Consider the following 25,128-nt stretch of genomic DNA (forward strand, 5'->3'; position numbering starts at 1 on the left):
TGATTTTAGTGATTGTTTATTGATATAGTTAAGAGACGATAAAATTTGAAACCTGTTACACCAAAAAAATATTATAACACATTTTTAACATTTAACTTACATATTATTAATGTGTTAATAAAATTTAAATTCTTTTATCAAAAGAACAATTACTTGTAATTGATTTTATTGTCACAATTAATCTTTAAAAGAATATGTCTTGACCAACAAAAAAGTTAATTAAAATTTAATTTCCTGTAACATTATTTGTTGTTTGTACGTATAACTACTGAATAATAATATTCATATTAAAAACACAGGAGAACTTTAGATGAGACAACTTAAAATTACGAAACAGGTTACCAATAGAGAAACCGCTTCGTTAGATAAATATCTTCAAGAAATTGGAAAAGTTGACTTAATTACCGCAGACGAAGAAGTAGAATTAGCACAACGCATTAAAGCTGGCGATCAAGCGGCTTTAGAAAAGTTGACTAAGGCTAATTTACGTTTTGTCGTATCGGTAGCTAAGCAATATCAAAACCAAGGTTTAACATTACCCGATTTAATTAATGAAGGTAATTTAGGTTTAATTAAAGCAGCACAACGTTTTGATGAAACTCGTGGTTTTAAATTTATATCGTATGCTGTTTGGTGGATTCGTCAATCGATTCTTCAAGCGTTAGCTGAGCAATCTCGTATTGTACGTTTACCATTAAACAAAATTGGTTCTATAAATAAAATCAATAAAACGTTTGCCTTTTTAGAGCAAAGCCATGAGCGTCCACCAAGTGCTGAAGAAATTGCCAAAGAGTTGGATATGACCATTAACGATGTTAAGGAGTCTATGAAAAACTCTGGTCGCCACGTAAGTATGGATGCCCCATTGGTAGAAGGTGAAGATTCCAACTTATATGATGTATTGAACAGTGGTGAATCACCAAACCCAGATAGAGAATTATTGCATGAATCGTTACGTACAGAAATTGAGCGTGCTTTAGAAACTTTAACGCCTCGTGAAGCCGACGTTATTCGTTTATATTTTGGTTTAGGAAACCAACATCCAATGACTTTAGAAGAAATTGGTGAAACGTTTGATTTAACTCGTGAACGCGTACGTCAAATTAAAGAAAAAGCAATTCGCAGATTAAAACATACCTCTAGAAGTAAAATATTAAAAACATATTTAGGTTAGTAATTACATAGAATTACGACTAAATTAAAGTTACAAACAGTTACAACATAACTGTTCGTTTTTTGATTGATGAAAGAACCCACGGCTGATTACCGTGGGTTCGCTTTTTAGCCCATTCTTAAATCCCTCTCCAAAGGAAAGGCACTTCTAAAAGACTTTTCTATATTTGCAGAAACAAACCAATAATTCCAAATAATGGGCTCTAAACTAATAGCACCTTCATTACTGGCAGCAGATTTTGCAAACCTACAACGCGATATAGAAATGGTAAACCAAAGTGAGGCCGATTGGTTTCATATTGATGTGATGGACGGTGTATTTGTACCAAATATTTCTTATGGAATGCCTGTACTTGAATCTATTACAAAGCATACAAAAAAAACAGTTGATGTTCATTTAATGATAGTCGAGCCTGATAAATACATAAGCACGTTCAAAAAATTAGGAGCGAATAATTTAACGGTACATTATGAAGCGTGCACACACTTGCATAGAACCTTACAAGCTATAAAAGCTGAAGGCATGAAAGCTGGTGTGGCATTAAATCCGCACACAAACATAAATCTTTTAGAAGATATTATTAATGATATAGATTTAGTGCTTATTATGAGTGTTAATCCTGGTTTTGGCGGACAAAGTTTTATTGAAAACACCTATAACAAAATAAAAGCACTTAAAGAATTAATTATACGCAAAGATGCCTCGACACTTATCGAAATAGATGGTGGGGTAAGCTCCTCAAATGCCAAAGTGCTTGTTGATGCCGGAGCAGATATTTTAGTTGCCGGTAGTTTTGTTTTTAAAAGCGAAAAACCTCTTCAAACTATTAAAAAATTAAAAGAGATAACAAATTCCTAAAATTGCTTTAAAAAGTAATTTAGTAAATCGGTGCTTGTTACAATTCCTACTAAAATAGATTCATCTACAACGGGCAACGCATGAAATTCCCTTTTTGCTAAAATTTCGGTAGCTTCTTTAATAGTTGTATTACTGTCAATGCACAAGACATCTTTGGTCATAACTTGTTCAATAGTAAATGAATTATAAACAACAACCTCTATATCATGTTCATCGTTGGTTGTATCGGCATAGCTAATTTTAAGTAAATCCGCATAGCTTAACATACCTATGATAGATTCTCCTTTTACTACTGGAATATGTCTTATTTTATGCTTCTTAAAAAGCATTTCAGCTCTAGTTAAGTCATCAGACCTCGTTAAAGCAACAATGTTTGTTGACATTATTTCTGAAACTGGAGTATTTCCTATCATCATTAATAAATTTTAATTATGCACTAAAATAATACCAACAAAGGGAATAAACCATGACTTAAGTCATGTAATAAAAATAAAAACTATTAAAAAAGAGATTAATACCCAGAAATATTAAAGTTGAGCATTTGCCTAACCTTTCCATAGATTTCTGGAAATTCGGACTTAAAATCCTGAGGTGTTTCAATAAAGTTTTCGATGGCGACGGCTAAAAACTCAAACTGATTGGTAAAGGCATATTTCCGAAAGTATTTTGATGCCATCAATCTATTTCTTAAATCCTCTTCTACAGCTAACAACTGTGAAAGTTCATTAAATGAATCACTAAAAATAGTAGAGCTAATATCACGTTCTTTTATACTGTTCAAATGTATGGCATGTGTAAATTCATGAATACCTAAATTTAAATTATCATTTTTCACATCAAATCCTTGTTTAAAATCCTCCCACGACAACACTAAAGTTTGAAATTTTGGGTTAAACTCCCCTTTATGATAGGCCTTGTTGGTATTAGAATAAAATTTATTTGGGTAGACCACTATTTTTGAAATAAGGGCAATATAAAAATCCCTAAAACCAAAAGTGAGCATAACGGCTGTAGCTGATATCAAAACCTTTATATCATCGGTAATTACAAGACCATCCCTACCAATAAAGTCTTTATCCTTAATAAAGGAAGCCACGCGATGTTCAAAATAAGATTTTTGTTTATTCGATAGTTTCTTATAAAAAGAAAAATTATTTATTAAAATATGCTTTTGCTGTTCATTGAGTTTCTTTAAAAAAGGATAAAAATGAATATAAAAAGGCTTTCTGTATTTTAGAACATAAGCTACCTCAATCATTTTTGCAGCAAAATGAAAAATTAAATAAACCGAAACCGCGACAAAAATTCCTATAACTGTATTACTCCCCATAAAAATCTATGTTAAAACATTTTGAACCACCTAAATATCGGTTTACTTAAATTAAAATTACAAAACATTAGTGTAAAACCTTGCCTTAATTTTAAAGTTTAAAAAAATTCTGTAAATACACCTCTTTTAAATAACTGGTTTGCCTATAAAACAATAAAGATTTTGTTTAAAAAATGTATCTTTAAATGCAATTTTTTTATAAAAAACATTGAATAACATTACACCACAATTTAAAACTACCAAGATTTCACTATATCAAGGCATAAGTTTTTTATTATTGACCATAAAAATAAAAAGTTATTCTTGGCCAAAAACCAACAAACTAAACACATTCTAATTATGAAAAAAATCACAATCTATTTAGTGGCTATATGTATGACATTTGCTATTATATCTTGTTCCAAAGCAGAACCAGGACAAGTAAAAACAGAAGATGGATGGGTGCAAGGAACTGTCAAAGACAGTTTAACCATTTTTAAAGGCATCCCTTTTGCCGCACCACCCATTGGAGATTTACGTTGGAAAGCGCCTCAACCCGTTGAAAAATGGGAAGGCATAAAACAAACCACGGAGTTCGCTCCAGGACCCATGCAAGGCGGAAATCCACCTTCAGGAAAAAGCGAAGATTGTTTATACTTAAATATTTGGACGCCAGCCCAAAAAGCCGATGAAAAAATTCCTGTACTGGTTTGGATTTATGGCGGAGGCTTTGGTGCAGGTGCCACCTCAGAAACTGTTTATAATGGTGAAAAACTAGCAAAGAAGGGTGTTGTTCTTGTTAGTATTGCCTATCGTGTCGGCATACTTGGCTTTATGGCTCACCCCGAATTGAGTGCAGAAAACCCCAACAAGGTATCTGGAAATTATGGCCTGCTTGATATGATTGCTGGCTTGGAATGGATACAAAAAAACATCGCTGCATTTGGAGGAGACCCCAACAAAGTAACCATTTTTGGGGAATCCGCCGGAGGTATAGCCGTAAGCATGTTAAGCGCTTCGCCATTGGCGAAAGGCTTATTTCATGGGGCTATTTCACAAAGTGGCGGGTCGTTTGGGCCTTCCCGACCAACCACCTATCCCGGGGAAAATCAAAAAACATTACAAGATGCCGAAAAAGATGGCGTGGTTTATGCTGAAACCGCTGGCGTTTCCTCTATAGCTGAGCTAAGAGGCATTGTAGCAGATAGTCTTCCGGGTGGCAGAGGATGGCCCATCATTGATGGGTATGTTATACCAGATGACCAATATACCTTATATGAATCTGGGAAGTTTAATGATACGCCTATTTTGGTTGGCTACAACTCGGATGAAGGAGCCAGTTTTACCCGTACAAAAGATCCACAAGAATACATTGCCAGTGTGAAAGAACGGTATGGTGATTTTGCAGAAGACTTGCTAAAGGCCTACCCTGTTACCGACAGTACCGTTCCTAAAACTGCCCGCGACTTATCTCGTGATGCTGCTTTTGGATGGCATACATGGAGTTGGGCAAGATTACAAGCTAAAAAAGGGCAACATAAAGCCTATTTTTATTATTTTGATCAACATCCAGATTATCCTAAAGATTCTCCTCGTTTTGGTTATGGATCGCCACACGGACAAGATGTTGCCTATGTATTTATGAATTTAGATGCTTACAATCCTGAAATCACCAAAACCGATCTTGAACTTTCCGAAGCTATTGGCACCTATTGGACAAACTTTGCTAAATATGGGAGTCCAAATGGCGAGAATGTTCCTGAATGGCCCGCCTTTAGTGATGCCAATCCCGAAGTGATGTATTTGGGTCCAACACCATATCTTGGCCCCGTACCAAGTGCAGGATCACTCGAAGTATTGGATGATTATTTTGAATGGCGACGAACACCAGAAGGCGAAGCTTGGGCTAAATAAATTTAAGCATCAAAAAAATGAACCACTAAACTAATCACATGGATATGAAAAATTTAACACGCCGTCATTGGCTTAAAGGCATCTCAATGGGTGTTGCTGGCCTTTTGGTACATGAGCAGGCTACCGCCAAAAGCAGTGAAAAAATCAATTATACAACTGCTCTTATAAATCCAAAGGATGATTTGAAAATTACAAAACTAGAGATTATCCCTGTAAATACGCTTCGTACTATTTTTATAAAACTGCATACAAATGCAGGAATTGTAGGTTTAGGAGAAGGCACTGTAGAAGGCCGGATAAATACCACTATGGCTGCAATAAAAGAGTTAGAAAATTATCTTATAGGCAAAGATCCAAGGTTGGTGGCTCATCATTGGCAGGCCATTTATCGACACGCTTTCTATCGAGGTGGTATTGTTCTAACTTCGGCTCTTTCAGCTGTTGATATAGCCATGTGGGATATAAAAGGCAAAGCCTTAGGTGTTCCCGTTTATGAATTGTTGGGCGGACTTACCCGGGATCGCATACGTGTGTACGGCCAAGCTCAAACACCCGAAGAAGCTAAAAAAATTATGGCCGAAGGTTATACATCCATGAAGGTTGGCGTAACTTCAAGTCGTGGACGTTTATCTAGGTATGTGGAAAACCCTGATTTTGTTCAAGGAGTGGTTGAAAATATCCAAGCAATACGTGATGTTATAGGTCCAAAAGTAGATATGGGTATTGAACTTCATGGCGATCATGAACCCCAAACCTCCATGCTATTAATAAAGGCGTTAGAAAAATTTCAACCGTGGTTTTATGAAGAACCAATACAGTTTCAAAATTTACCATTAATGGCAGAAATGGCTAAAAAAACACATATTCCATTTGCAACTGGAGAACGTATGGTTACTAAATGGCAATTCCGTGATCTATTGGAACTTAAGGCTGCATCTTTATTGCAACCTGACATAACGCATTGTGGTGGCATTACAGAGATGAAAGCTATTGCAAATTTAGCTGAAGCACATTATGCAGGTATGTTACCGCATGCTAAAGAAGGCATGATAGGTGCAGTTGCATCTATGCATGTTGCTGCCACGATTCCTAATTTTGTATGCCATGAACTTCCCAGTCTTCAAGCCGCCCCTAATGATGGTGTGGAACGAAGTTATTTAGGCAAAAGTTACATAACCAAACCTTTAATCATGAAAAATGGTGAAATTATGATAGCTGGTAATTTTGATGGTCCTGGATTAGGTATTGCTCTAGACGAAAATATTATTGAAAATGAAAAAAACGTACCAGAATGGGAATTTCCTGAAATGTGGGATACTGATGGGTCTGTAAAAGACCATTAAAGCTTTTGTAGTCAATATTTGCCCTTGTTTGATTATAGTATTTTTATAGAATCATAGTATGTATCCCCAATTTAGAAAAGAAACGGATAACTACCATTTAAACTAAAACCTAGAGCACAAATTAGCAAACTTCTAGAAACCAAAAACCATGTAATTTTCTAATTACATGGTTTTTATTTTGTGACCGCGAAGGGATTCGAACCCCCAACCCTCAGAGCCGAAATCTGATATTCTATCCAATTGAACTACGCAGCCGAAATATTGATTATTTTTTATTCGCTATTTATTATTGTAACACTTAATATTACAACTAATATTACAACTCATATTTTTACGACAACTTAGCTTTTACAATGTTGGAAATGGTTTTACCATCGGCTTGACCTGCTAATTCTTTATTGGCCAATCCCATGACTTTGCCCATATCTTTCATGCCTTGAGCGCCGACTTGGTTTATAATGTTTACAACTACTTTTTCAACATCTTCGTCACTTAAAGCTACTGGTAAAAATTGACTGATAACTTCGGCTTCTGCTAATTCTGGTGCTGCCAAATCCTCACGTCCTTGCGCCAAATAAATGGCAGCACTGTCTTTACGCTGCTTCACTTGTTTTTGAAGTATTTTAAACTCTTGATCTTCTGTTAACTCCGCTTGCGCGCCTTCTTCTGTTTGAGCCAATAAAATAGCGGATTTTACAGCTCTTAATGCCGTTAAAGCTGTTGTATCTTTTGCTTTCATGGCGTCTTTTAATGCCGACATGATACCTTCTTGTAAACTCATAATATAAATTGTATTTAGAATGCGAAGATAATAAGAAAAAAAGATTCCTGCCTACGCAGGAATGACAAATAACTTTTGATTTATCTTATTGAGATTCCCTCCTTCTAGGTAATAAAAAACCCGAAAAGCTGAGGGATTCTTTTCGGGTTCATAACTAAGTTAGGCTAGCATATATTTTAATCTACGTTATCGTGTAAATAAGAATTGTTTGTTCTTAATTGAATATCATCATTATCATCTACGCCAATACTGGTTCTAGACATGTCTGTTTCTGATGAATGTTTGGCATCTTCAAGATTAACGCCCTGACGTTTGTAAGCAGGTACTTTTTCAAAATCATCAATTTTCGAACTATTGAATTTATAATTAAAGTCTTTCATTTTACGTCTTCGCTCTTGGGCACGCTCTTTAAGCATATCTGAAATAGGGCTATTCATAGGGTCTATCTCATCACAAATGTCTTCAGTAACCTCTTTTGCTATAATTTTCTTTTCAAAAACCACATTATAATCTTCTTCTTCAGCAATATCTTTAAGTGACACTTGTTTTTTGTTCATAGATGATTCTACTTCAATATAATCTTCTAGCGTATAACGAATATCACCTGCTTCATTAGATTCTGTTACAGTAATAAGTTCTACATAATCATTTACCGGCATTTTTTTAACCTCCTCGCTAGCTTCATACGACATCATATCATCCTCTGCAACTGCGCTGGTAAGTGGCAAATCAAAAGTGAGCGTAATTTGTTGCTCTTCTTCAACCTCAACCTCTTTTGCCTTATTTGACATTTTAGTGACAGGCTTTATAATAAAGTCATCTTCTTCTTTAATGCTTGCCTTTATTTCTTCATAAACAACTTTAATATTTTTTATAATATCGGTTGTTGGAATTAAATTGATATCTCTTAAAAAATATTCTTGCTTTGGTTTAATCTCTTGTTTTTTAGTATCTGGTTGAACCAACTCTTCGTCAACTTCAATATCTAAAGTATGGCGAACTACTGGAGTTTCTTTTTTAGTTTCAAGTTCTATAACCGGAGCAATAATTACTGGCTCTTTTTCTTTTGGGCTTAATTCCCTTTCATCAACTAAAGAGTGAATTACTTTTTTGGTTTCACTATTAGAAATTTCATCTTGTTGCTCAACGTTAAATCCCGTAGCTATGATAGTAACACCAATAGATTCTTCCAACTTTTCGTCTTCACCAACTCCCATTATAATATTAGCACCATGACCAGCTTCATTTTGGATATGATCGTTTATTTCTCCAATTTCATCAATGGTTATTTCATGAGTACCAGAAACAATAAGCAGCAATACATTTTTGGCTCCGGTAATTTTATTGTCATTCAATAATGGTGAATCCAATGCTTTTCTAATAGCTTCTTGTGCACGGTTTTGACCCGATGCTAATGCAGACCCCATAATAGCTGTACCACTATTGCTTAATACCGTTTTAGCATCACGTAAATCGATGTTTTGCGTGTAATGGTGCGTAATAACTTCGGCTATACCACGAGCAGCAGTAGATAGCACTTCATCTGCCTTCGAGAAACCAGCCTTAAAACCTAAATTCCCGTATACTTCACGAAGTTTATTATTATTAATCACAATCAAAGAATCTACAACGCTTCTTAATTTTTCAATCCCTATTTGAGATTGTTCAATACGCATTTTACCCTCAAACTGAAAAGGCATGGTTACAATCCCTACTGTTAAAATATCTAAGTCCTTAGCCATTTTAGCAATAATAGGTGCTGCACCTGTGCCTGTACCACCACCCATGCCGGCCGTGATGAAAACCATTTTGGTATTTGAATCTAACATATTGGAAATGTCTTCATAACTCTCAACAGCAGACTGCTCTCCAATTTGTGGATTTGCTCCCGCTCCTAACCCTTCGGTTAAATTGAGACCTAATTGGATTTTATTTGGGACACCACTGTTTTGAAGTGCTTGTGCATCTGTATTACAAATGTAAAAGTCTACTCCTTTAATGCCTTGTTGGAACATGTGATTGATAGCATTGCTACCACCACCGCCAACACCAATAACTTTAATGACATTTGATTGATTTTTTGGTAAATCAAATGCGATACTTTCGAATTCTTTTTTGCTGCTCATAAATTCTGTTTTACTGGGGTTTGATACTTAATATTTTAATTCTATGGATTTATTATTCTGCGTTATCTAAAAAATCTTTAACCCTTTCGGTTAACTTATCTAGAAACGAACGTCGTTCTTTTGTTGGTTTTTCAACTGGCTTCTCTTCTTGTTTTTCCTCTACAGTTTTGGGCGATAATTTTTCTTTCAGTTCTACTTTTTTTCGTTCATTACGTTTGATGCCATCTAAAACCAACCCAACAGCTGTTGCATACAACGGACTTGTTATTTCCTCATCACTATCTCCTGCCAAATGTTCATTAGGATAACCTATTCTGGTGTCCATCCCCGTAATATATTCTACCAATTGCTTAAGATGTTTTAATTGTGCGCCACCACCTGTTAAAACAATCCCGGCTATTAGCTTTTTCTTTTGTTCTTCATGTCCATAGTTTTTAATTTCCACGTACACTTGCTCAATAATTTCTACAACACGAGCATGGATGATTTTTGAGAGATTTTTGAGGGTTATCTCTTTTGGTTCTCTGCCTCTTAATCCTGGAATAGAAACAATTTCATTTTCTTTATTTTCACCTGGCCATGCAGAACCAAATTTTATTTTTAATAGTTCGGCTTGCTTTTCTATAATGGAGCAACCTTCCTTAATATCTTCAGTAATAACGTTACCTCCAAACGGAATGACGGCTGTATGCCGAATGATGCCATCTCTAAAAATGGCCAAGTCGGTAGTTCCTCCACCTATATCTATCAATGCAACACCTGCTTCTTTTTCTTCTTGACTCAAAACTGCGTTTGCTGATGCTAATGGTTCTAATGTGATACCCTCTAAATTCAAACCGGAACTTTGAACACAACGACCAATGTTTCTAATAGACGAAACTTGCCCAACGACCACATGAAAATTAGCTTCCAAACGACCACCATACATACCAATCGGCTCTTTAATTTCAGCTTGCCCATCCACTTTATATTCTTGTGGCAATACATGAATTATCTCTTCTCCAGGCAACATCACTAATTTATGTACCTGATTGATAAGTCTGTCTATATCCTCTTCATCAATAACCAAATCGGAGTTAGGCCTTGTGATATAATCACTATGTTGTAAACTACGTATGTGCTGACCTGCAATACCAACCGTGACGCCTTCTATTTTCATTTCAGCAGAAGCTTCTGCCTCTTGAATAGCTTGTTGTATGGATTGAATAGTTTGTGTAATATTATTTACCACACCACGGTGCACGCCCAAGCTTTTAGATTTGCCAATACCTAAAATTTCAAGCTTGCCGTATTCATTTTTACGACCAATCATTGCCACAATTTTTGTGGTTCCTATGTCTAATCCTACTGCTATATTATGATCCATAGTCTACGTTTTGGTACATACTACTTGATTATCAAATTGTAAATTAACTTTACTGTAATTATTAAGTGTTTTTTCTTTTAAACTCTTTTGGTAAAATGCTTTTAGGTTATTTACTTTTTTATCAAGAAAATCAACACTCCCCAATTGAACTAAAAAATGACATTGCCTCAATTTTAAATAAATAACTTTATTCTCATCTTGATGGATTTCAACAACATTCTTTTTTAAAAACTCATCACTTTCAATTTTACTTGCAACAGCAAATACATTCTTTAAATTATTTTTTTCAACATATCCCGTAACAAGTGGCACTCTGGACGAATAATTTGATGACAATGGCATATAAAAACCTTCGTCATCAATATAATACGACGCATTGGTACACACTCTAGCGATTGGTCTTTTTTGTTCGATTTCAGCGGTAAGTGTACCATTTACAGTGACATACACTTCAGCCGATTTAATCATTGGGTTAGAATTCAGGGCGCGCTCTAATACATTCAAATCTAAAGTTTCTTTAGGCATATTTTTTACATCGCCATAATTTTGTATTAACAATTTACTAACAGTTTCGTAGGTGATAAAAAGATTGTTGTCCCCAACAAATTGTATGTTGGGTTGTGATACTTTTCTAACGGCATTTCTACTGGACGCAAAAGCATACAAGAAAACCACTAAAGCTAGTAGCACTATCATTTTTATGTAATTCCAGTTAACTCGCAACGCTTAATTCTTTTTTAATTTGTTTTACTTCTTCACCGATATCACCTGCCCCAATCGTTAAAATGACCTGGGCGTGACTTTCTTGTATTTTGGAAATTAGTTCAGCTTTACTAACTAATTGTTTATTGTTATTATTTATTTTACTTAACAACCATTCTGAGGTTACACCTTCAATGGGAAGTTCCCTTGCAGGATAAATATCCAATAATAATACTTCATCAAACTGTGATAAACTTTTGGCAAAATCGTCTATAAAATCTCGTGTTCTACTGAATAAATGCGGTTGAAAAACAGCCAACACTTTTTTATCAGGATACATTTCCGCGACCGCTTGGTGCACGGCATTAATTTCTTCTGGATGATGTGCATAATCATCAATATAAACCAGATTTTCTGTTTTTATTTGATATGTAAATCGTCTTTTAACCCCTTTGTAAGATGCTAAAGCTTTGGCGAGCTGTTGGTGCGGGCAACCATATTCTACAGACATCGCCAAGGCTATTAATGCATTCGACAGATTATGTCTACCAGGCAGGTTAAATTTTAAATTTTCTAGCACTGTTTTTGGCGTCTTCACATCAAAAACATAGGTGCCGTTTTCTATTTTTATATTTTGAATAGTATAATCTGAATCATCTTCAATACCATAGGTAATACCTTTTATGGGCAATCCGTTTTTAACAAATAATTTTCCACCTTCCTTAACTCGTTTTGAAAAAGCAACAAACGATTCCTTTAAAGCTTCCGCGTTTCCATAAATATCCAAATGATCGGCATCCATAGAAGTGATGCAAGCAATGTTTGGTGATAAGGTTAAGAATGAACGATCAAATTCATCTGCTTCAACAACCGAAACCTCTGTTCCGTTTAAAATCAAATTAGAATTATAATTTTCACTAATGCCTCCTAAAAAAGCAGTTAACGGAACGTTACATTCCTTCATTAAATGCCCAAGAATACTTGTTGTGGTTGTTTTGCCATGTGTACCAGCAACAGCCAAACAAAATGTGTTCTCGGTGATTAATCCTAAAATTTGAGAACGTTTTAAAACATTAAATCCGTTATCTATAAAATATTGTAATTCAGAATGGTTTTTAGGAATGGCGGGTGTATAAACCACGAAAGTGGTCTCTGGATTTAAAAATGATAATTCAATATTTTCAACAGCATCTTCAAAATGAATTTGGATACCTAAATCTGTTAAATCATTTGTAATATCTGTTGGTGTTTTGTCATAACCTGCAACTTGCTTTTTGTTGGCTTTAAAATATCTAGCAAGCGCGCTCATGCCTATGCCGCCTATGCCGATAAAATAAACGTTATGTATAGTGTTTAGATTCATTTTTTTCCTTCAAGTAATTTTACAACTTCATCTACAATTTCATTTGTTGCATTTACCAACGCTAGTTCTTTAATATTTTTTCCTAATTGCTTTTGTTTCTCTGAAGATACTATAAGCTGAGAAAATTTATTCTCAAAATCGGCATCCAAATCTTCTTCTTTAATTATTATAGCTGCATCTTTATCTACAAGCGCCATGGCATTTTTTGTTTGATGGTCTTCGGCAACATTTGGTGATGGAATGAAAATCACTGGCTTACCTACCATACATAATTCTGAAACCGAAATAGCACCAGCTCTAGAAATCACAATATCTGCCGCCGCATATGCAAAATCCATATTGTTTAAAAACTCATAGACCTGCACATTTTTTGTGTTACCGTAAATTTTATATTGCTGATAATATAGCTTACCACATTGCCAAATAACCTGAACATTTTGGGTGCTTAGAAAGTCCAATTTACTTTCTATCAATTGATTGATTCGTCTAGCACCTAAACTTCCACCTAAAACCAAAAGCGTATGTTTACCATGTTTTAAATTGAAAAAATCTTTAGCTTCCACCGTTTTTGTATCAATATCCAACAATCCTTTGCGCAAGGGATTACCAGTTTTTATGATTTTATCTTTCGGAAAAAAACGTTCCAAACCATCATAAGCCACACATATTCTATTTACTTTTTTTCCTAATAATTTATTAGTTATTCCAGGATATGAATTTTGTTCTTGAATAAGAGTTGGTATTTTTTTAGAAGCCGCAATATTTAATAATGGCCCACTTGCAAAACCACCTGTTCCAATAACCACATCTGGTTTAAACTCATTTATAATACGTCTAGCTTTCAATAAACTACTAATCAATTTAAAAGGAAACATCAAATTTTTCATGGTTAGCTTTCGCTGAATACCAGAAATCCACAAACCTTTGATTTTATAACCAGCTTGTGGCACTTTTTCCATTTCCATTCTATCTTGGGCCCCAACAAATAAAAACTCTGCATCAGGAAAACGGGATTTTAATTCGTTAGCAATGGCAATGGCTGGGTATATGTGACCGCCGGTACCGCCCCCTGAAAGAATGATTTTATATGTTTTGTTATTTGTCATATATTCTTAAATTGTTTCCGACAGAATTTCTAACGGATTCTCTTCCATATATTCTTGTTCCTTAATCTCTTCTCGTTTGGCGCTCACGCTCAAAATGATACCTATTGCCAAACACGTCATCCAAATGGACGTTCCTCCACTACTAATTAGCGGAAGTGTTTGTCCCGTAACGGGAAACAATTCCACCGCTACTCCCATATTTATTAATGCCTGAAAAATGATGGGCAAACCAACCCCTAAAACCAAAAGTTTACCAAATACCGTATCTGATTTTTGGGCGACAATGACAATTCTGAATAATAACCACAGATATAATACTACCAAAACAACACCTCCAATGAGTCCATATTCTTCAATAATGATGGCGAAAATGAAATCGGATGATGATTGTGGCAAAAAATTCTTCTGAATACTTTTACCTGGCCCTAAACCTTGAATACCTCCTGAGGCAATGGCAATTTTTGCTTTTTCTATTTGATAGTCGGCTTCGGTATCTTCATCATTGGCATAATTTAAAATCCTGTTTTCCCAAGTAGTTACTTTCACGTTTAAGGGTCCAGTTGTTAATTTTGCAACCATCACAAAAAGCACTAAAGCAATGAGTCCAAAACCTATAATAACTCCTAAATATTTTATAGGATATCCACCAATAAACACTAATATCATCACCATTAAAAATATAATAGCCGCTGTTGAAAAATTTGATGGCAATATCAATGCTAACACAAAGAAAACGGGTATCCAAAGCGGAATGATGGTTGACGTAAATGTTATTTCCTTATCTTTTATTTTCGACATATAACGTGCCACATATACCATAAGCACCACTAAAGCAAAGGTTGATGTTTGAAACGACATGCCAACAATAGGTATTTGAATCCATCTACTCGCACTCGCACCACCCATAACGGTGCCTTGCATCATGGTTATAACCAATAAAACCAGTACAACTGGCATCATGACTAAAGACAACCCTCTAAAATATCGGTACGGAATTTTATGCACACCATAAATAATCCCGAAGCCTAAAAACAGATGCATAAAATGCTTTACAAAGAACACGAATGTATTGCCTTCTCCTCTATCGTAAGCCAAATCACTGGAAGCACTATAAACAGGCAAAAAGGACAAAATTGCCAATAAAGCAACGATGGCCCAAATAAGCCTGTCTCCTTTTATATTTTCAAATAGTGCTTTTAACATCTTTTATAAATTTCTAACGGCATTTTTAAATTGACGCCCTCTATCTTCGTAATTTTCAAACAAATCGAAACTCGCACAAGCAGGCGATAACAACACCGTATCTCCAGCCTCAGCTATTTTGTAAGCTATTTTTACAGCTTCGCTCATAAATTGTGTCTCCACAATAATATCAACCATATTGCCAAATGTGTTAAACAGCTTCTCATTATCAACACCCAAACAAATAATGGCCTTTACTTTTTCATTAACAAATGGGAACAATTCCTCATAATTATTGCCTTTATCTACACCCCCAACAATCCAAACCGTTGGCGTATCCATGCTTTCTAAGGCATAGTAAGTAGAATTGACATTAGTAGCTTTAGAATCGTTGATGTACTGCACTTTATTAATTTTCAGCACATGCTCCAATCGATGCTCCACACCTTGAAAATTCTCCAAACATTCCCTAATAGTTTGCTTTCTTATTTTCAATAAATGGGCAGCTGTTGATGCAGCCATGGCATTTTTAATATTGTGCTTACCTTCTAATGCTAGATTTGTTGTTGGCATAATTATTTGGTTATTGTCTATCGTTATTATTATGTTATTATCTTTTAAATACGCGCCATTTTCAATGATTTTTGTTAATGAAAAAGGCAATAATTTTGATTGAATTGGGTGTTCCTTTAGGTGATTATTTATGACTTCATCATCGCCATCATATATCAAATAATCATCTTTAGTTTGATTCATTGTGATCCTAAATTTAGAAGCGATGTAGTTTTCAAACTTGTAATCATATCTATCTAAATGATCGGGTGTTATGTTGGTTATTACTGCAATGTGCGGTTTAAAATCTATAATATCATCTAATTGAAAACTGCTTATTTCCAAAACATAATTTGGATAATCCTTCTCTAAAATCTGTTTTGCAAAACTGTCGCCAATATTCCCTGCCAAGCCCACTTCCAATTCTTGTTTTAAAATATGGTGCGCCAACGTTGCTGTGGTGGTTTTTCCATTACTTCCAGTTATTCCAACAATGGTTGCATTGGTATATTTGGCAGCGAATTCAATTTCAGAAACCAATAAAATCCCTTTTTCACGAATGGTCTTTACCAAAGGTGCTTTATCTGGAATTCCTGGGCTTTTCATAACTAAATCAGCGTTCAGAATTTTTTCTTCAGAATGTTTTTCATCTTCCCATTCAATCTCATTATGTATAAGAACTTCTTTATATTTTTCTTTAATTTTTCCCTTATCGGAAATGAAAACATCAAAGCCTTTTTCCTTTCCCAAAAGTGCTGTTCCAACACCGCTTTCGCCTCCTCCTAATATGACTAATCTCTTCATTTACAATTTTAGAATTACGATTTACGATTTCTCATCGTTTTAATCGAAGCAACAACTATTGATAATATTTCATTAGCCTCTTTATGTAACCTTTCCGTTTCATTAAATTCAACTTCACCTACTTCAAGTAACAACTCCAAGAAATACATGCTTTCATCTGCTTCTTCCTCTACAATTTTCAATTTATTAATGAAGTCAGCATCCGACTTTGCTCTAGAAGCTGCTCTATAGTTAGCTCCTACTGAACTTGAACACCTAATTAATTGGTTACAATAGGCATTATACTCTCTAGAAACCGGAAACTTTGCACATAACCTCCAGCAGTCTGCTGCAAATTTCTTAGTTCTATTTTTTAATATTTCCTTCATTCCTAAATCGTATATCTAAAATCGTATATCGTAAATTAGCTTATCTAATTTTCAACGTTACTATCGATATAATGGCTAGTAAAATGCTAACTATCCAAAAACGAGTGACTATTTTACTTTCATGATATCCTGATTTTTGATAGTGATGATGCAGCGGTGACATTTTGAAAATTCTCCGCCCTTCACCATATTTCTTCTTGGTATATTTGAAATAGCTCACCTGCATGACCACTGATAGATTTTCCGCTAAAAAAATACCGCATAACACAGGAACCAACCATTCTTTTCTAACCGCAATAGCTATAACCGCTATAATACCACCGATAGTTAAACTACCCGTATCACCCATAAATACTTGAGCCGGATAGGCATTATACCAAAGAAATCCAATAAGCGCACCTACAAAAGCTGCGATATATATGGTTATTTCCTCTACCCTTGGAATGTACATGATATTCAAATAATCAGAGAAGATAATGTTACCCGATACCCAGGCGAAAATCCCTAGAGTAAGCACTACAATTGCCGAAGTCCCAGCTGCCAGACCATCAATACCATCTGTTAAATTGGCACCGTTTGACACAGCAGTAATAATAAAAATTGAGATAATAATGAATATAGCCCAACCATAATCATTTAATTTCGGACTTATCCAAGTGATGATATCAGCGTAATCAAATTCATTTCCTTTAACAAACGGTATGGTTGTTTTAGTTGACTTTTGTTCTTCCTCAAAAAACGCTGAAGCAGAAATATTTGGGTCAGCCGCAAGCATCTGCCGTTGTACCTCAAGAGGTAATTTCTCTTTAATAGTGACATTCGGATTAAAATACAAAGTGGCTCCAACAATAATCCCTAGACCTACTTGCCCTAATACTTTAAACTTACCTTTTAAACCTTCTTTATCGTTTTTGAATTTTTTAATGTAATCGTCTATAAAACCAATAGTCCCCATCCAAAGTGTTGTAACTACCAACAAAATGATATACGTGTTGTCTAATTTTGCTAACAAAAACACAGGAATTAACGTGGCTAAAATGATGATGATACCACCCATGGTTGGTGTTCCTGCTTTTTCTTTTTGACCTTCCAGGCCTAAATCCCTGATGGTTTCTCCTAATTGTTTTCTTCTTAAAAAATTAATAATCCGTTTACCATAAATAGTAGAAATAAGCAATGATAAAATCATTGCCAATGCTGCCCTAAAGGTTATAAAACCAAAAAGCGATGCTCCAGGAAGCTGGAATTGTTTTTCTAAATATTCAAATAAGTAATACAGCATTTATTTTTGTAATTGTTTTAAAAATTCTTGAACTGTTTTATAATCATCGAAATCGAAACGCTCTCCTTTAATTTCTTGATAGGTTTCATGACCTTTGCCCGCAATTAAAATAATATCGTTCGGCTGTGCCATTTGACAAGCTGCTTTAATAGCTTGACTTCTATCTGTAATGGAAAGAGCCTTTTTAAAATGTTGCGGTTCTACGCCTTGTTCTATCTCTTTGATAATAGCTTCTGGCTCTTCACTTCTTGGATTATCACTTGTAAAAATAACCTTGGTACTTAATGCCGAAGCTATTTGCCCCATAACAGGTCGCTTGGTTTTATCCCTATCGCCACCACAACCCACAACCGTGATTAATTCTTCATTATTTGTACGAATGCTATTGATGGTTTCCAATACATTTTTTAAAGCATCGGGTGTATGGGCATAATCGACAATAGCCGTTATTTTTTCAGCCGAAATAAAATACTGAAACCGCCCACTAACGCTTTCCAAACCACTTATTAATCGGAGAATTTCAACTTTTTCTAGTCCCAATAATTCTGCTGTAGCATAAATAGCCAGTACATTATAGGCATTAAAGTTTCCTATAAGGCGAGTCCAAACTTCACTTTCATTCAACTTTAATAATAATCCACCTAATTGATTTTCTAAAATTTGCGCTTTATAATCCGCATAGCTTTTTAAAGCATAGGTATATTTTCTAGACTTGGTGTTTTGAAGCATGACCAAGCCATTTTTATCGTCAATATTTACAAGTGCAAAGGCTTTCGCAGGAAGACCATCAAAAAATGATTTTTTAACATCTCTATATTCTGCAAACGTGTTATGATAATCCAAATGATCATGGGTTAAATTGGTAAAAATACCTCCTTCAAAATGCAGACCTTCCGTTCTATGCTGATGGATCCCATGTGAACTCACCTCCATAAAGCAAAATTCCACGCCAGCTTCATTCATTTCCTGTAAGTACTTGTTAATAGTCAAAGAATCTGGCGTCGTATGGGTTGCTTTATATTCTTTAGTATCGACTAATATTTTTACGGTTGAAAGCAAGCCGACTTTGTACCCAGCATTTTTAAATAATTGATACAATAAGGTTGCAATGGTTGTTTTTCCATTAGTTCCTGTTACACCAACCAGTTTTAAATTAGCCGAAGGTTCTTCGTAATAATTGGAAGCCATAATAGCCAATGCCTTACTGGAACTATCAACTTCCACATAGGTTACTCCTGTAACTAATTCATCAGGCAAGGTTTCACAAATCACCGCAACTGCACCTTGTTTAATGGCTGAATCGATATATTTATGCCCGTCAGCAACACTGCCTTTAATCGCAACAAACACATCATTTTTTGTAATGTTTTTCGAGTTGAAATCAATAGCATTAATGGCTACACTTGTGTTACCGACCACAGCGTTTAGAGTGACTTTATACAATATGTCTTTTAGTGCTATCATGATACCTCTAAAACAACAGTTTGATTTTTATTTACTTTTTGCCCAGATGTAAGCGACTGTTTTTTAACGATTCCAGAACCATTTAACTTTACTTTAAGCCCCATGTTTTCCAACAATGAAATAGCATCCATTGCTGGCAAACCAACAACATTTGGCATCACCGTTTTGTAGGTTTGTGCTGCCGCATAGTAGCTTTCAAATTCCTTTTCGGCAGATGCATTTTTAACTACCAAAGATTTTACCTCATCAACAATAGGCGTGTCCGTAAATATTTTTTGAGCTATTTTTTTGAATACGGGACCAGATACATCGGCTCCATAATAACCAACACTTTTATCGGGCTCATGAATGACAACAATGCATGAATATTTAGGGTTATCCGCTGGGAAAAACCCAGCAAATGATGATATGTAGTTTATTTTATCTTTTTTAGCATAATCCTTTTGGCAAGTCCCTGTTTTGCCTGCCATAGAAAAATTTTCCGAATACAATCTGTGACCCGTACCATGATCTTTCTCTACAACATTTTTAAGTAATTGCTTAACTTTTGCTACGGTTTCCTCAGAACAGATTTGTTTATTGATGACCTCTTTTTTAAAAGGCACAATGGTTTTATCAAACTCCTTAACTTCCTTTAAAAATTGTGGTCTTACCATTTCGCCCCCATTAGCAATGGCGTTATAAAATGTCAATGTTTGCAAAGGAGTAAACGATACACCATAACCATAAGCCATCCATTGAAGTGCGATACCGCTCCAACGCCCGTTCTTTATCCTTGGGTCTGGAATGATTGGCTTGGGTTCTCCTATAAAGGGAATATCTAACTTATTATTTAGGTTCATGGCATACAATCTATCAACAAATTTTGAGGGTTGATTTCGATACGCCTTATCTATGGCTTTTACAATACCTGTGTTTGATGACACTTCAAAAGCTTTCGACAAGGTGATTTTACCATAGCCACCTTCATGTGAATCGCGCACTTTCTTTCCATAAAAAGAAATAATACCTTTTTCGGTGTCAACCACATCACTAGTGTCTACTACTTTATCCTCTAAAGCTGCGGTAAGTGCCATCAATTTGAATGTAGAACCAGACTCATGACTTTCACCTATAGCGTAATTCCGCCGTTCATAATAATAGCCATCACTATTTCTTCCTAAATTTGAAATGGCTCGAATTTCTCCGGTTTTGGTTTCCATAACTATCACACAACCATGATCTGCTTTATACTTTTCTAATTGTTCTAACAATGCATGGTGCGCAATATCCTGAATATTTATGTTTATGGTTGTATATACATCATAGCCATCCTGTGGCTCAATTTCGTTTGCATCACTTATTGGTTTCCATTGGCCTTTGCCTATTTGTTGTTTGGTTCTACGCCCATCTTTTCCTCTTAAATATTGCACACCATAAGCACCATCTATACCCGCCCTGGTTACATTGCCTTCATCATCAAACCGCTCATAACCAATGGAACGTTGCGCAATGCCACCCATTGGATGTTCGCGTTTTGTGGTTTGCTCCACAACAAGACCTCCTCTAAATGCGCCAAGGTTTAATAAAGGGAAATTCCTGATGCGTATATAATCTGAATAACTAATATTTCTAGCCAATAGATAATACCTGCTTTTATTTGCTCTGGCTTTTCTAAGTTCATTCTTATAATATTCTGAAGGCTTACCTGAATATTTAGAAAGTGAATCGCTTAACGGGTTTAAATACTTTTCAAAATTTTTATTAGACGGGGTTATCGCATCAAAACGGATGTCGTATTTAGGAATAGAGGTTGCCAACAGATTACCATCTACCGAATACACATTACCCCGGTTAGATGGAATCACAAAATCCTTTACGATACGCTGACTTGCCATAGCCCTGTATTTTTCGCCATCTACAAATTGGATATTTACTAATTTAAAAACAACACCAAGCCCGAAGATGAACATACATCCTGCTATAAAATACAATCGGTTTAATATGTTCTTTTCGTTTATTGCCAACTTTCGAACTTTAATTTTGGGATTTAACTTTTATTTTTTTTGGTGGAATTACAGATTGTGACAAGCCTTTTTCTTTCATCTTATTGGCTATCTCAGATTCCATTTTTAACCGCATTAATTTCGACCTACCATCTACAAAAGCCGAACGCATTTCTTTTGCTTCATTGTCCAAACGCGCAATCTTATAGACCTTTTTGTCTGCACTGTGGGAACTTGCAATCATGATAAGTGCTAGACCTGAAATAAAAATGATAAAACGCCAATTCTTAAAAGAGTCATCATTAACCAGAAATGTTCCTTTTAATATGCTATAGATGTTTTTTTTCATTCCTTATTGTAAAAATTAGAAATGTTATAATTTTTCCGCAATGCGAAGTTTGGCACTTCTTGCTCTATTATTATTTTTAATTTCTTCTTCTGATGGCACTATTAAACCACTTACTTTTTTTAATGGCACTTCGAACTTTCCAAATACATCCCGTTCTGGCTCTCCTTCAAATAAGCCACTTCTTATAAACCTTTTTACCAATCTGTCTTCTAATGAGTGATACGATATAAAACTCAAGCGTCCACTTGGATTTAATAAATCTGGCGTTTGTTCCAAAAACTCTTTTAAGGCTTCTATTTCTTGATTTACCTCAATCCTAATCGCTTGATAAATTTGAGCCAACACTTTATTCTCATGTTTTGGTGGCAAAAACTTTTTAAGAACGTCTTTTAATTGGGTACTGGTTACAATTTTTTCTACAGCTCTATGCTCCACAATAAGTTTTGCCATAGCGGGGGCTGCTCTTAACTCACCATATTGCCAAAACACTTGCTTCAACTTTTGCTCTTCGTAATCATTGACCACATTATAAGCAGACAAAGTGTTTTTCTGATTCATTCTCATGTCTAAATCTGCATCAAAACGCGTTGAAAATCCGCGTTCTGCCACATCAAATTGATGAGATGACACCCCAAAGTCAGCTAAAATACCATCCACTTTATTGACTCTATAAAACTTTAAAAACCGTTTTATGTGTCTAAAATTTTCATGAATCAGCTTAAACCTACTATCTTCAATTGTATTTTTAAGAGCGTCTTCGTCTTGATCAAAAGCGAACAATCGCCCATGTTCACCAAGTCGTTTTAATATTTCCTTACTATGTCCACCACCACCAAAAGTGACATCTACATAAATGCCGCCTTCTTTAATGTTCAACCCATCAACAGCCTCTTTAAGTAAAACAGGGTTATGATATTCCATGATCGTCATCATCTTGTCCCATTACTTCTTCAGCTAAATCCGCGAAATCTCCAGTCGCATCATCAATAGCTTGTTCATACTTATCTTTATCCCAAATCTCAATGATGTTTATGGAAGGCGAAATCACTACATCCTTTGTTATACCAGCAAATACCGTTAAGTCTTTAGGGATGAGCAAACGTCCATTGGCATCAATCTCAACAATCTTAGCCCCGGCACTAAAACGACGAATGAAATCGTTGTTCTTTTTCTTAAACTTGTTCAGTTTGTTCATTTTCTGCATTAAGAGCTGCCACTCTTCCATAGGATATAACTCTAAACAAGGCTGAAATACCGACCGTCTAAGCACAAATCCATTTTCCAAAATAGAAGACAATTGCTTTTTAATGCCAGAAGGCAACATAAGTCGCCCTTTGATATCTACTTTACAATCGTATGTGCCTATTAATGAATTCAAACCGTTTTTTTTCCTTTTTGGGGTTTAAGTTTCAAATATATTGAAAATTTTACCACATTTTACCACTTTATACCACTTTGTTAATAATTTTTACATGAACACTCCTTTTATCGAGGTTAATATGCCCTAAATCTCACTATGCACTTACTATCAAATTATTAGATTACTATATTTTTAAATCAAATCCACTGTTAATATCTATTTAAAGTATTTTTTTGAGAATCAATTAAACTTGCTGAAATATCAATGAAATAACTATATTTGTTTTTTAACGAAAAGGACTAACTGTTTAATGACGCATCGTTTAAAAAAAGAAAAAAACTACAGCTATATTGAAGCTGGAGAAGGCACTCCTATTATTGTTTTACATGGTCTAATGGGAGGTTTAAGTAATTTTGATTCTGTTATAAGTTTTTTTAGCAGTAAAGGTTATAAAGTTATTGTTCCAGAATTACCTATATATACCAAACCCCTTCTTAAAACCAATGTTAAAAACTTCGCAAAATACCTTTATGATTTTATAGAATTTAAAGGTTTTGAAAAGGTTATTTTATTAGGAAATTCTCTAGGAGGCCATATAGGTTTATACCATACAAAATTACACCCAGAAAAGGTAAAAGCACTTATAATTACAGGTAGCTCAGGACTTTACGAAAGCGCTATGGGTGGAGGCTATACCAAAAGAGGTGATTACGAAGTGATTAAAAAGAAGGCTCAGGACGTTTTTTATGATCCTGCTGTAGCTACAAAAGAGATTGTTGACGAAGTTTACGAAACAGTAAATGACAGAAATAAATTAATAAAGACATTAGCCATTGCCAAAAGTGCCATTAGGCATAATATGGCTAAAGATTTGCCTAAAATGACCATTCCAACCTGTATTATTTGGGGGAAAAATGATACGGTAACCCCGCCAGAAGTTGCTGAAGAATTTCATGGTTTGTTACCAGATTCCGACTTATTTTGGATAGACAAATGTGGGCATGCGGCCATGATGGAACATCCTGATGAATTTAACCAAATTCTTGATGGCTGGTTGCAAAAAAGAGGGTATTAAAAATCTAAAATTTAGATAACCCCAAATACCAAACACAAATTATATAGCCATGGATATTAAATCTGCTGAATTTGTTATGAGTAACTCTGATGTTGCCAAATGCCCTAAGGCGTTGCTCCCAGAATACGCATTTATTGGCAGAAGTAATGTAGGCAAATCGTCTTTAATAAACATGCTTACCAACAAAAAGAGTTTGGCAAAAACCTCTGGCAAACCCGGAAAAACTCAATTAATAAACCACTTTTTAATCAACAAAAACTGGCATTTGGTTGACTTACCGGGCTATGGTTATGCTCGTGTTTCTAAGTCGTCTAAAAAAACATTTCAAAAATTTATTACCCAATATTTTGGTTTACGGGAACAATTGGTATCTGCTTTTGTCTTAGTAGATATCAGGCATGAACCCCAAACTATTGATCTGGAATTTATGCAATGGCTTGGCGAAAACGGCGTGCCTTTCTCCATTATTTTTACTAAAGCTGATAAACTAAAACCAAAAGCGATAGACAACCATATTGAAGCATATAAAACCATTATGCTTGAAACTTGGGAAGATATGCCAAATTACTTCATTACTTCCGCCACGAACGATATAGGCAAAGACGCTGTTTTAAATTATATTGACGGGTTGAATGGAAACATGAAAATCCATTAAATTTTGAATT

The 25,128-nt window shown here is 35.1% G+C and carries 23 protein-coding genes and 1 tRNA gene; 6 read left to right on the plus strand and 18 right to left on the minus strand.

Annotated features, from left to right (window positions below):
* The first annotated feature begins 310 nt into the window (after positions 1-310).
* Together CDH50_RS01095 and rpe are read left to right on the plus strand one after the other, a co-directional pair.
* Positions 311-1,174 carry a sigma-70 family RNA polymerase sigma factor gene (locus CDH50_RS01095; RefSeq protein WP_100610046.1) on the plus strand — a complete coding sequence of 288 codons (864 nt, stop codon included), beginning with the start codon at positions 311-313 and terminating at the stop codon, positions 1,172-1,174.
* Between the two features lie 195 nt (positions 1,175-1,369).
* Complete coding sequence (gene rpe / locus CDH50_RS01100) at positions 1,370-2,032, plus strand: ribulose-phosphate 3-epimerase (RefSeq protein WP_100610047.1); 663 nt, start codon at positions 1,370-1,372, stop codon at positions 2,030-2,032.
* On the opposite strand, the gene CDH50_RS01105 is transcribed toward rpe, so the two are convergent.
* Positions 2,029-2,448, minus strand: a complete 420-nt coding sequence (locus CDH50_RS01105; protein ID WP_317044642.1) for a CBS domain-containing protein — start codon at positions 2,446-2,448, stop codon at positions 2,029-2,031. The two genes, rpe and CDH50_RS01105, sit on opposite strands and share 4 nt — an antisense overlap.
* A 95-nt stretch (positions 2,449-2,543) precedes the next feature.
* Positions 2,544-3,362: a zinc-dependent peptidase gene (locus CDH50_RS01110; protein ID WP_100610048.1), complete on the minus strand. Its 819-nt coding sequence runs from the start codon at positions 3,360-3,362 to the stop codon at positions 2,544-2,546.
* A gap of 339 nt (positions 3,363-3,701) precedes the next feature.
* Here CDH50_RS01110 and CDH50_RS01115 point away from each other — a divergent pair, with 339 nt between their 5' ends.
* Together CDH50_RS01115 and dgoD are read left to right on the plus strand one after the other, a co-directional pair.
* The gene (locus CDH50_RS01115) at positions 3,702-5,255 is read left to right on the plus strand and encodes a carboxylesterase/lipase family protein (RefSeq protein ID WP_100610562.1); all 1,554 of its coding nucleotides are present in this window, start codon (positions 3,702-3,704) and stop codon (positions 5,253-5,255) included.
* A gap of 44 nt (positions 5,256-5,299) precedes the next feature.
* Positions 5,300-6,598: a galactonate dehydratase gene (gene dgoD, locus CDH50_RS01120; protein ID WP_100610563.1), complete on the plus strand. Its 1,299-nt coding sequence runs from the start codon at positions 5,300-5,302 to the stop codon at positions 6,596-6,598.
* A gap of 181 nt (positions 6,599-6,779) precedes the next feature.
* Here dgoD and CDH50_RS01125 read toward each other — a convergent pair.
* From CDH50_RS01125 to mraZ, 16 genes are all read right to left on the minus strand, one after another.
* Positions 6,780-6,853 (minus strand) — tRNA-Arg (locus CDH50_RS01125).
* 76 nt (positions 6,854-6,929) lie between these two features.
* Positions 6,930-7,379, minus strand: coding sequence for a GatB/YqeY domain-containing protein (locus CDH50_RS01130; protein WP_100610049.1), 450 nt, complete (start codon positions 7,377-7,379; stop codon positions 6,930-6,932).
* 176 nt (positions 7,380-7,555) lie between these two features.
* Entirely contained in the window at positions 7,556-9,505 is a 1,950-nt protein-coding gene (gene ftsZ / locus CDH50_RS01135) for a cell division protein FtsZ (protein ID WP_100610050.1), read from the minus strand.
* 52 nt (positions 9,506-9,557) lie between these two features.
* Positions 9,558-10,871, minus strand: coding sequence for a cell division protein FtsA (gene ftsA, locus CDH50_RS01140; RefSeq protein WP_100610051.1), 1,314 nt, complete (start codon positions 10,869-10,871; stop codon positions 9,558-9,560).
* Positions 10,872-10,874: 3 nt separating this feature from the next.
* On the minus strand, positions 10,875-11,567 hold the full coding sequence (locus CDH50_RS01145; protein ID WP_317044643.1) for a cell division protein FtsQ/DivIB: 693 nt from the start codon (positions 11,565-11,567) through the stop codon (positions 10,875-10,877).
* 16 nt (positions 11,568-11,583) lie between these two features.
* Positions 11,584-12,936: a UDP-N-acetylmuramate--L-alanine ligase gene (gene murC, locus CDH50_RS01150; protein WP_100610053.1), complete on the minus strand. Its 1,353-nt coding sequence runs from the start codon at positions 12,934-12,936 to the stop codon at positions 11,584-11,586.
* Complete coding sequence (gene murG, locus CDH50_RS01155; RefSeq protein WP_100610054.1) at positions 12,933-14,042, minus strand: undecaprenyldiphospho-muramoylpentapeptide beta-N-acetylglucosaminyltransferase; 1,110 nt, start codon at positions 14,040-14,042, stop codon at positions 12,933-12,935. The genes murC and murG overlap by 4 nt, the downstream gene beginning before the upstream one ends.
* Before the next feature lie 6 nt (positions 14,043-14,048).
* Positions 14,049-15,245: an FtsW/RodA/SpoVE family cell cycle protein gene (locus CDH50_RS01160; protein WP_100610055.1), complete on the minus strand. Its 1,197-nt coding sequence runs from the start codon at positions 15,243-15,245 to the stop codon at positions 14,049-14,051.
* A 3-nt stretch (positions 15,246-15,248) separates the two neighbouring features.
* The gene (gene murD / locus CDH50_RS01165) at positions 15,249-16,580 is read right to left on the minus strand and encodes a UDP-N-acetylmuramoyl-L-alanine--D-glutamate ligase (RefSeq protein WP_100610056.1); all 1,332 of its coding nucleotides are present in this window, start codon (positions 16,578-16,580) and stop codon (positions 15,249-15,251) included.
* 14 nt (positions 16,581-16,594) lie between these two features.
* Positions 16,595-16,948 carry a four helix bundle protein gene (locus CDH50_RS01170; protein WP_100610057.1) on the minus strand — a complete coding sequence of 118 codons (354 nt, stop codon included), beginning with the start codon at positions 16,946-16,948 and terminating at the stop codon, positions 16,595-16,597.
* A 40-nt stretch (positions 16,949-16,988) separates the two neighbouring features.
* Entirely contained in the window at positions 16,989-18,230 is a 1,242-nt protein-coding gene (gene mraY, locus CDH50_RS01175; protein ID WP_100610058.1) for a phospho-N-acetylmuramoyl-pentapeptide-transferase, read from the minus strand.
* Entirely contained in the window at positions 18,231-19,694 is a 1,464-nt protein-coding gene (locus tag CDH50_RS01180) for a UDP-N-acetylmuramoyl-L-alanyl-D-glutamate--2,6-diaminopimelate ligase (RefSeq protein ID WP_100610059.1), read from the minus strand.
* A complete protein-coding gene (locus tag CDH50_RS01185) occupies positions 19,691-21,646 on the minus strand; it encodes a penicillin-binding protein (protein ID WP_100610060.1) in 1,956 nt (651 codons plus the stop codon). The genes CDH50_RS01180 and CDH50_RS01185 overlap by 4 nt, the downstream gene beginning before the upstream one ends.
* A gap of 64 nt (positions 21,647-21,710) precedes the next feature.
* Positions 21,711-22,028 carry an FtsL-like putative cell division protein gene (locus CDH50_RS01190; protein WP_100610061.1) on the minus strand — a complete coding sequence of 106 codons (318 nt, stop codon included), beginning with the start codon at positions 22,026-22,028 and terminating at the stop codon, positions 21,711-21,713.
* Positions 22,029-22,052: 24 nt separating this feature from the next.
* Positions 22,053-22,949, minus strand: a complete 897-nt coding sequence (rsmH, locus tag CDH50_RS01195) for a 16S rRNA (cytosine(1402)-N(4))-methyltransferase RsmH (RefSeq protein WP_100610062.1) — start codon at positions 22,947-22,949, stop codon at positions 22,053-22,055.
* Positions 22,936-23,406 (minus strand): division/cell wall cluster transcriptional repressor MraZ, encoded by a 471-nt coding sequence (gene mraZ, locus CDH50_RS01200; protein ID WP_100610063.1) that lies wholly within the window; start codon positions 23,404-23,406, stop codon positions 22,936-22,938. Before mraZ ends, rsmH begins: the two co-directional genes overlap by 14 nt.
* 292 nt (positions 23,407-23,698) lie before the next feature.
* Here mraZ and CDH50_RS01205 point away from each other — a divergent pair, with 292 nt between their 5' ends.
* Both CDH50_RS01205 and yihA read left to right on the plus strand, forming a co-directional pair.
* Positions 23,699-24,463, plus strand: a complete 765-nt coding sequence (locus CDH50_RS01205; protein ID WP_100610064.1) for an alpha/beta fold hydrolase — start codon at positions 23,699-23,701, stop codon at positions 24,461-24,463.
* A gap of 49 nt (positions 24,464-24,512) precedes the next feature.
* Entirely contained in the window at positions 24,513-25,118 is a 606-nt protein-coding gene (gene yihA, locus CDH50_RS01210; RefSeq protein ID WP_100610065.1) for a ribosome biogenesis GTP-binding protein YihA/YsxC, read from the plus strand.
* The last annotated feature ends 10 nt before the right edge of the window (positions 25,119-25,128 follow it).

Origin of the sequence: Confluentibacter lentus, assembly GCF_002806995.1 — a bacterium.
GTDB lineage: Bacteria > Bacteroidota > Bacteroidia > Flavobacteriales > Flavobacteriaceae > Confluentibacter > Confluentibacter lentus.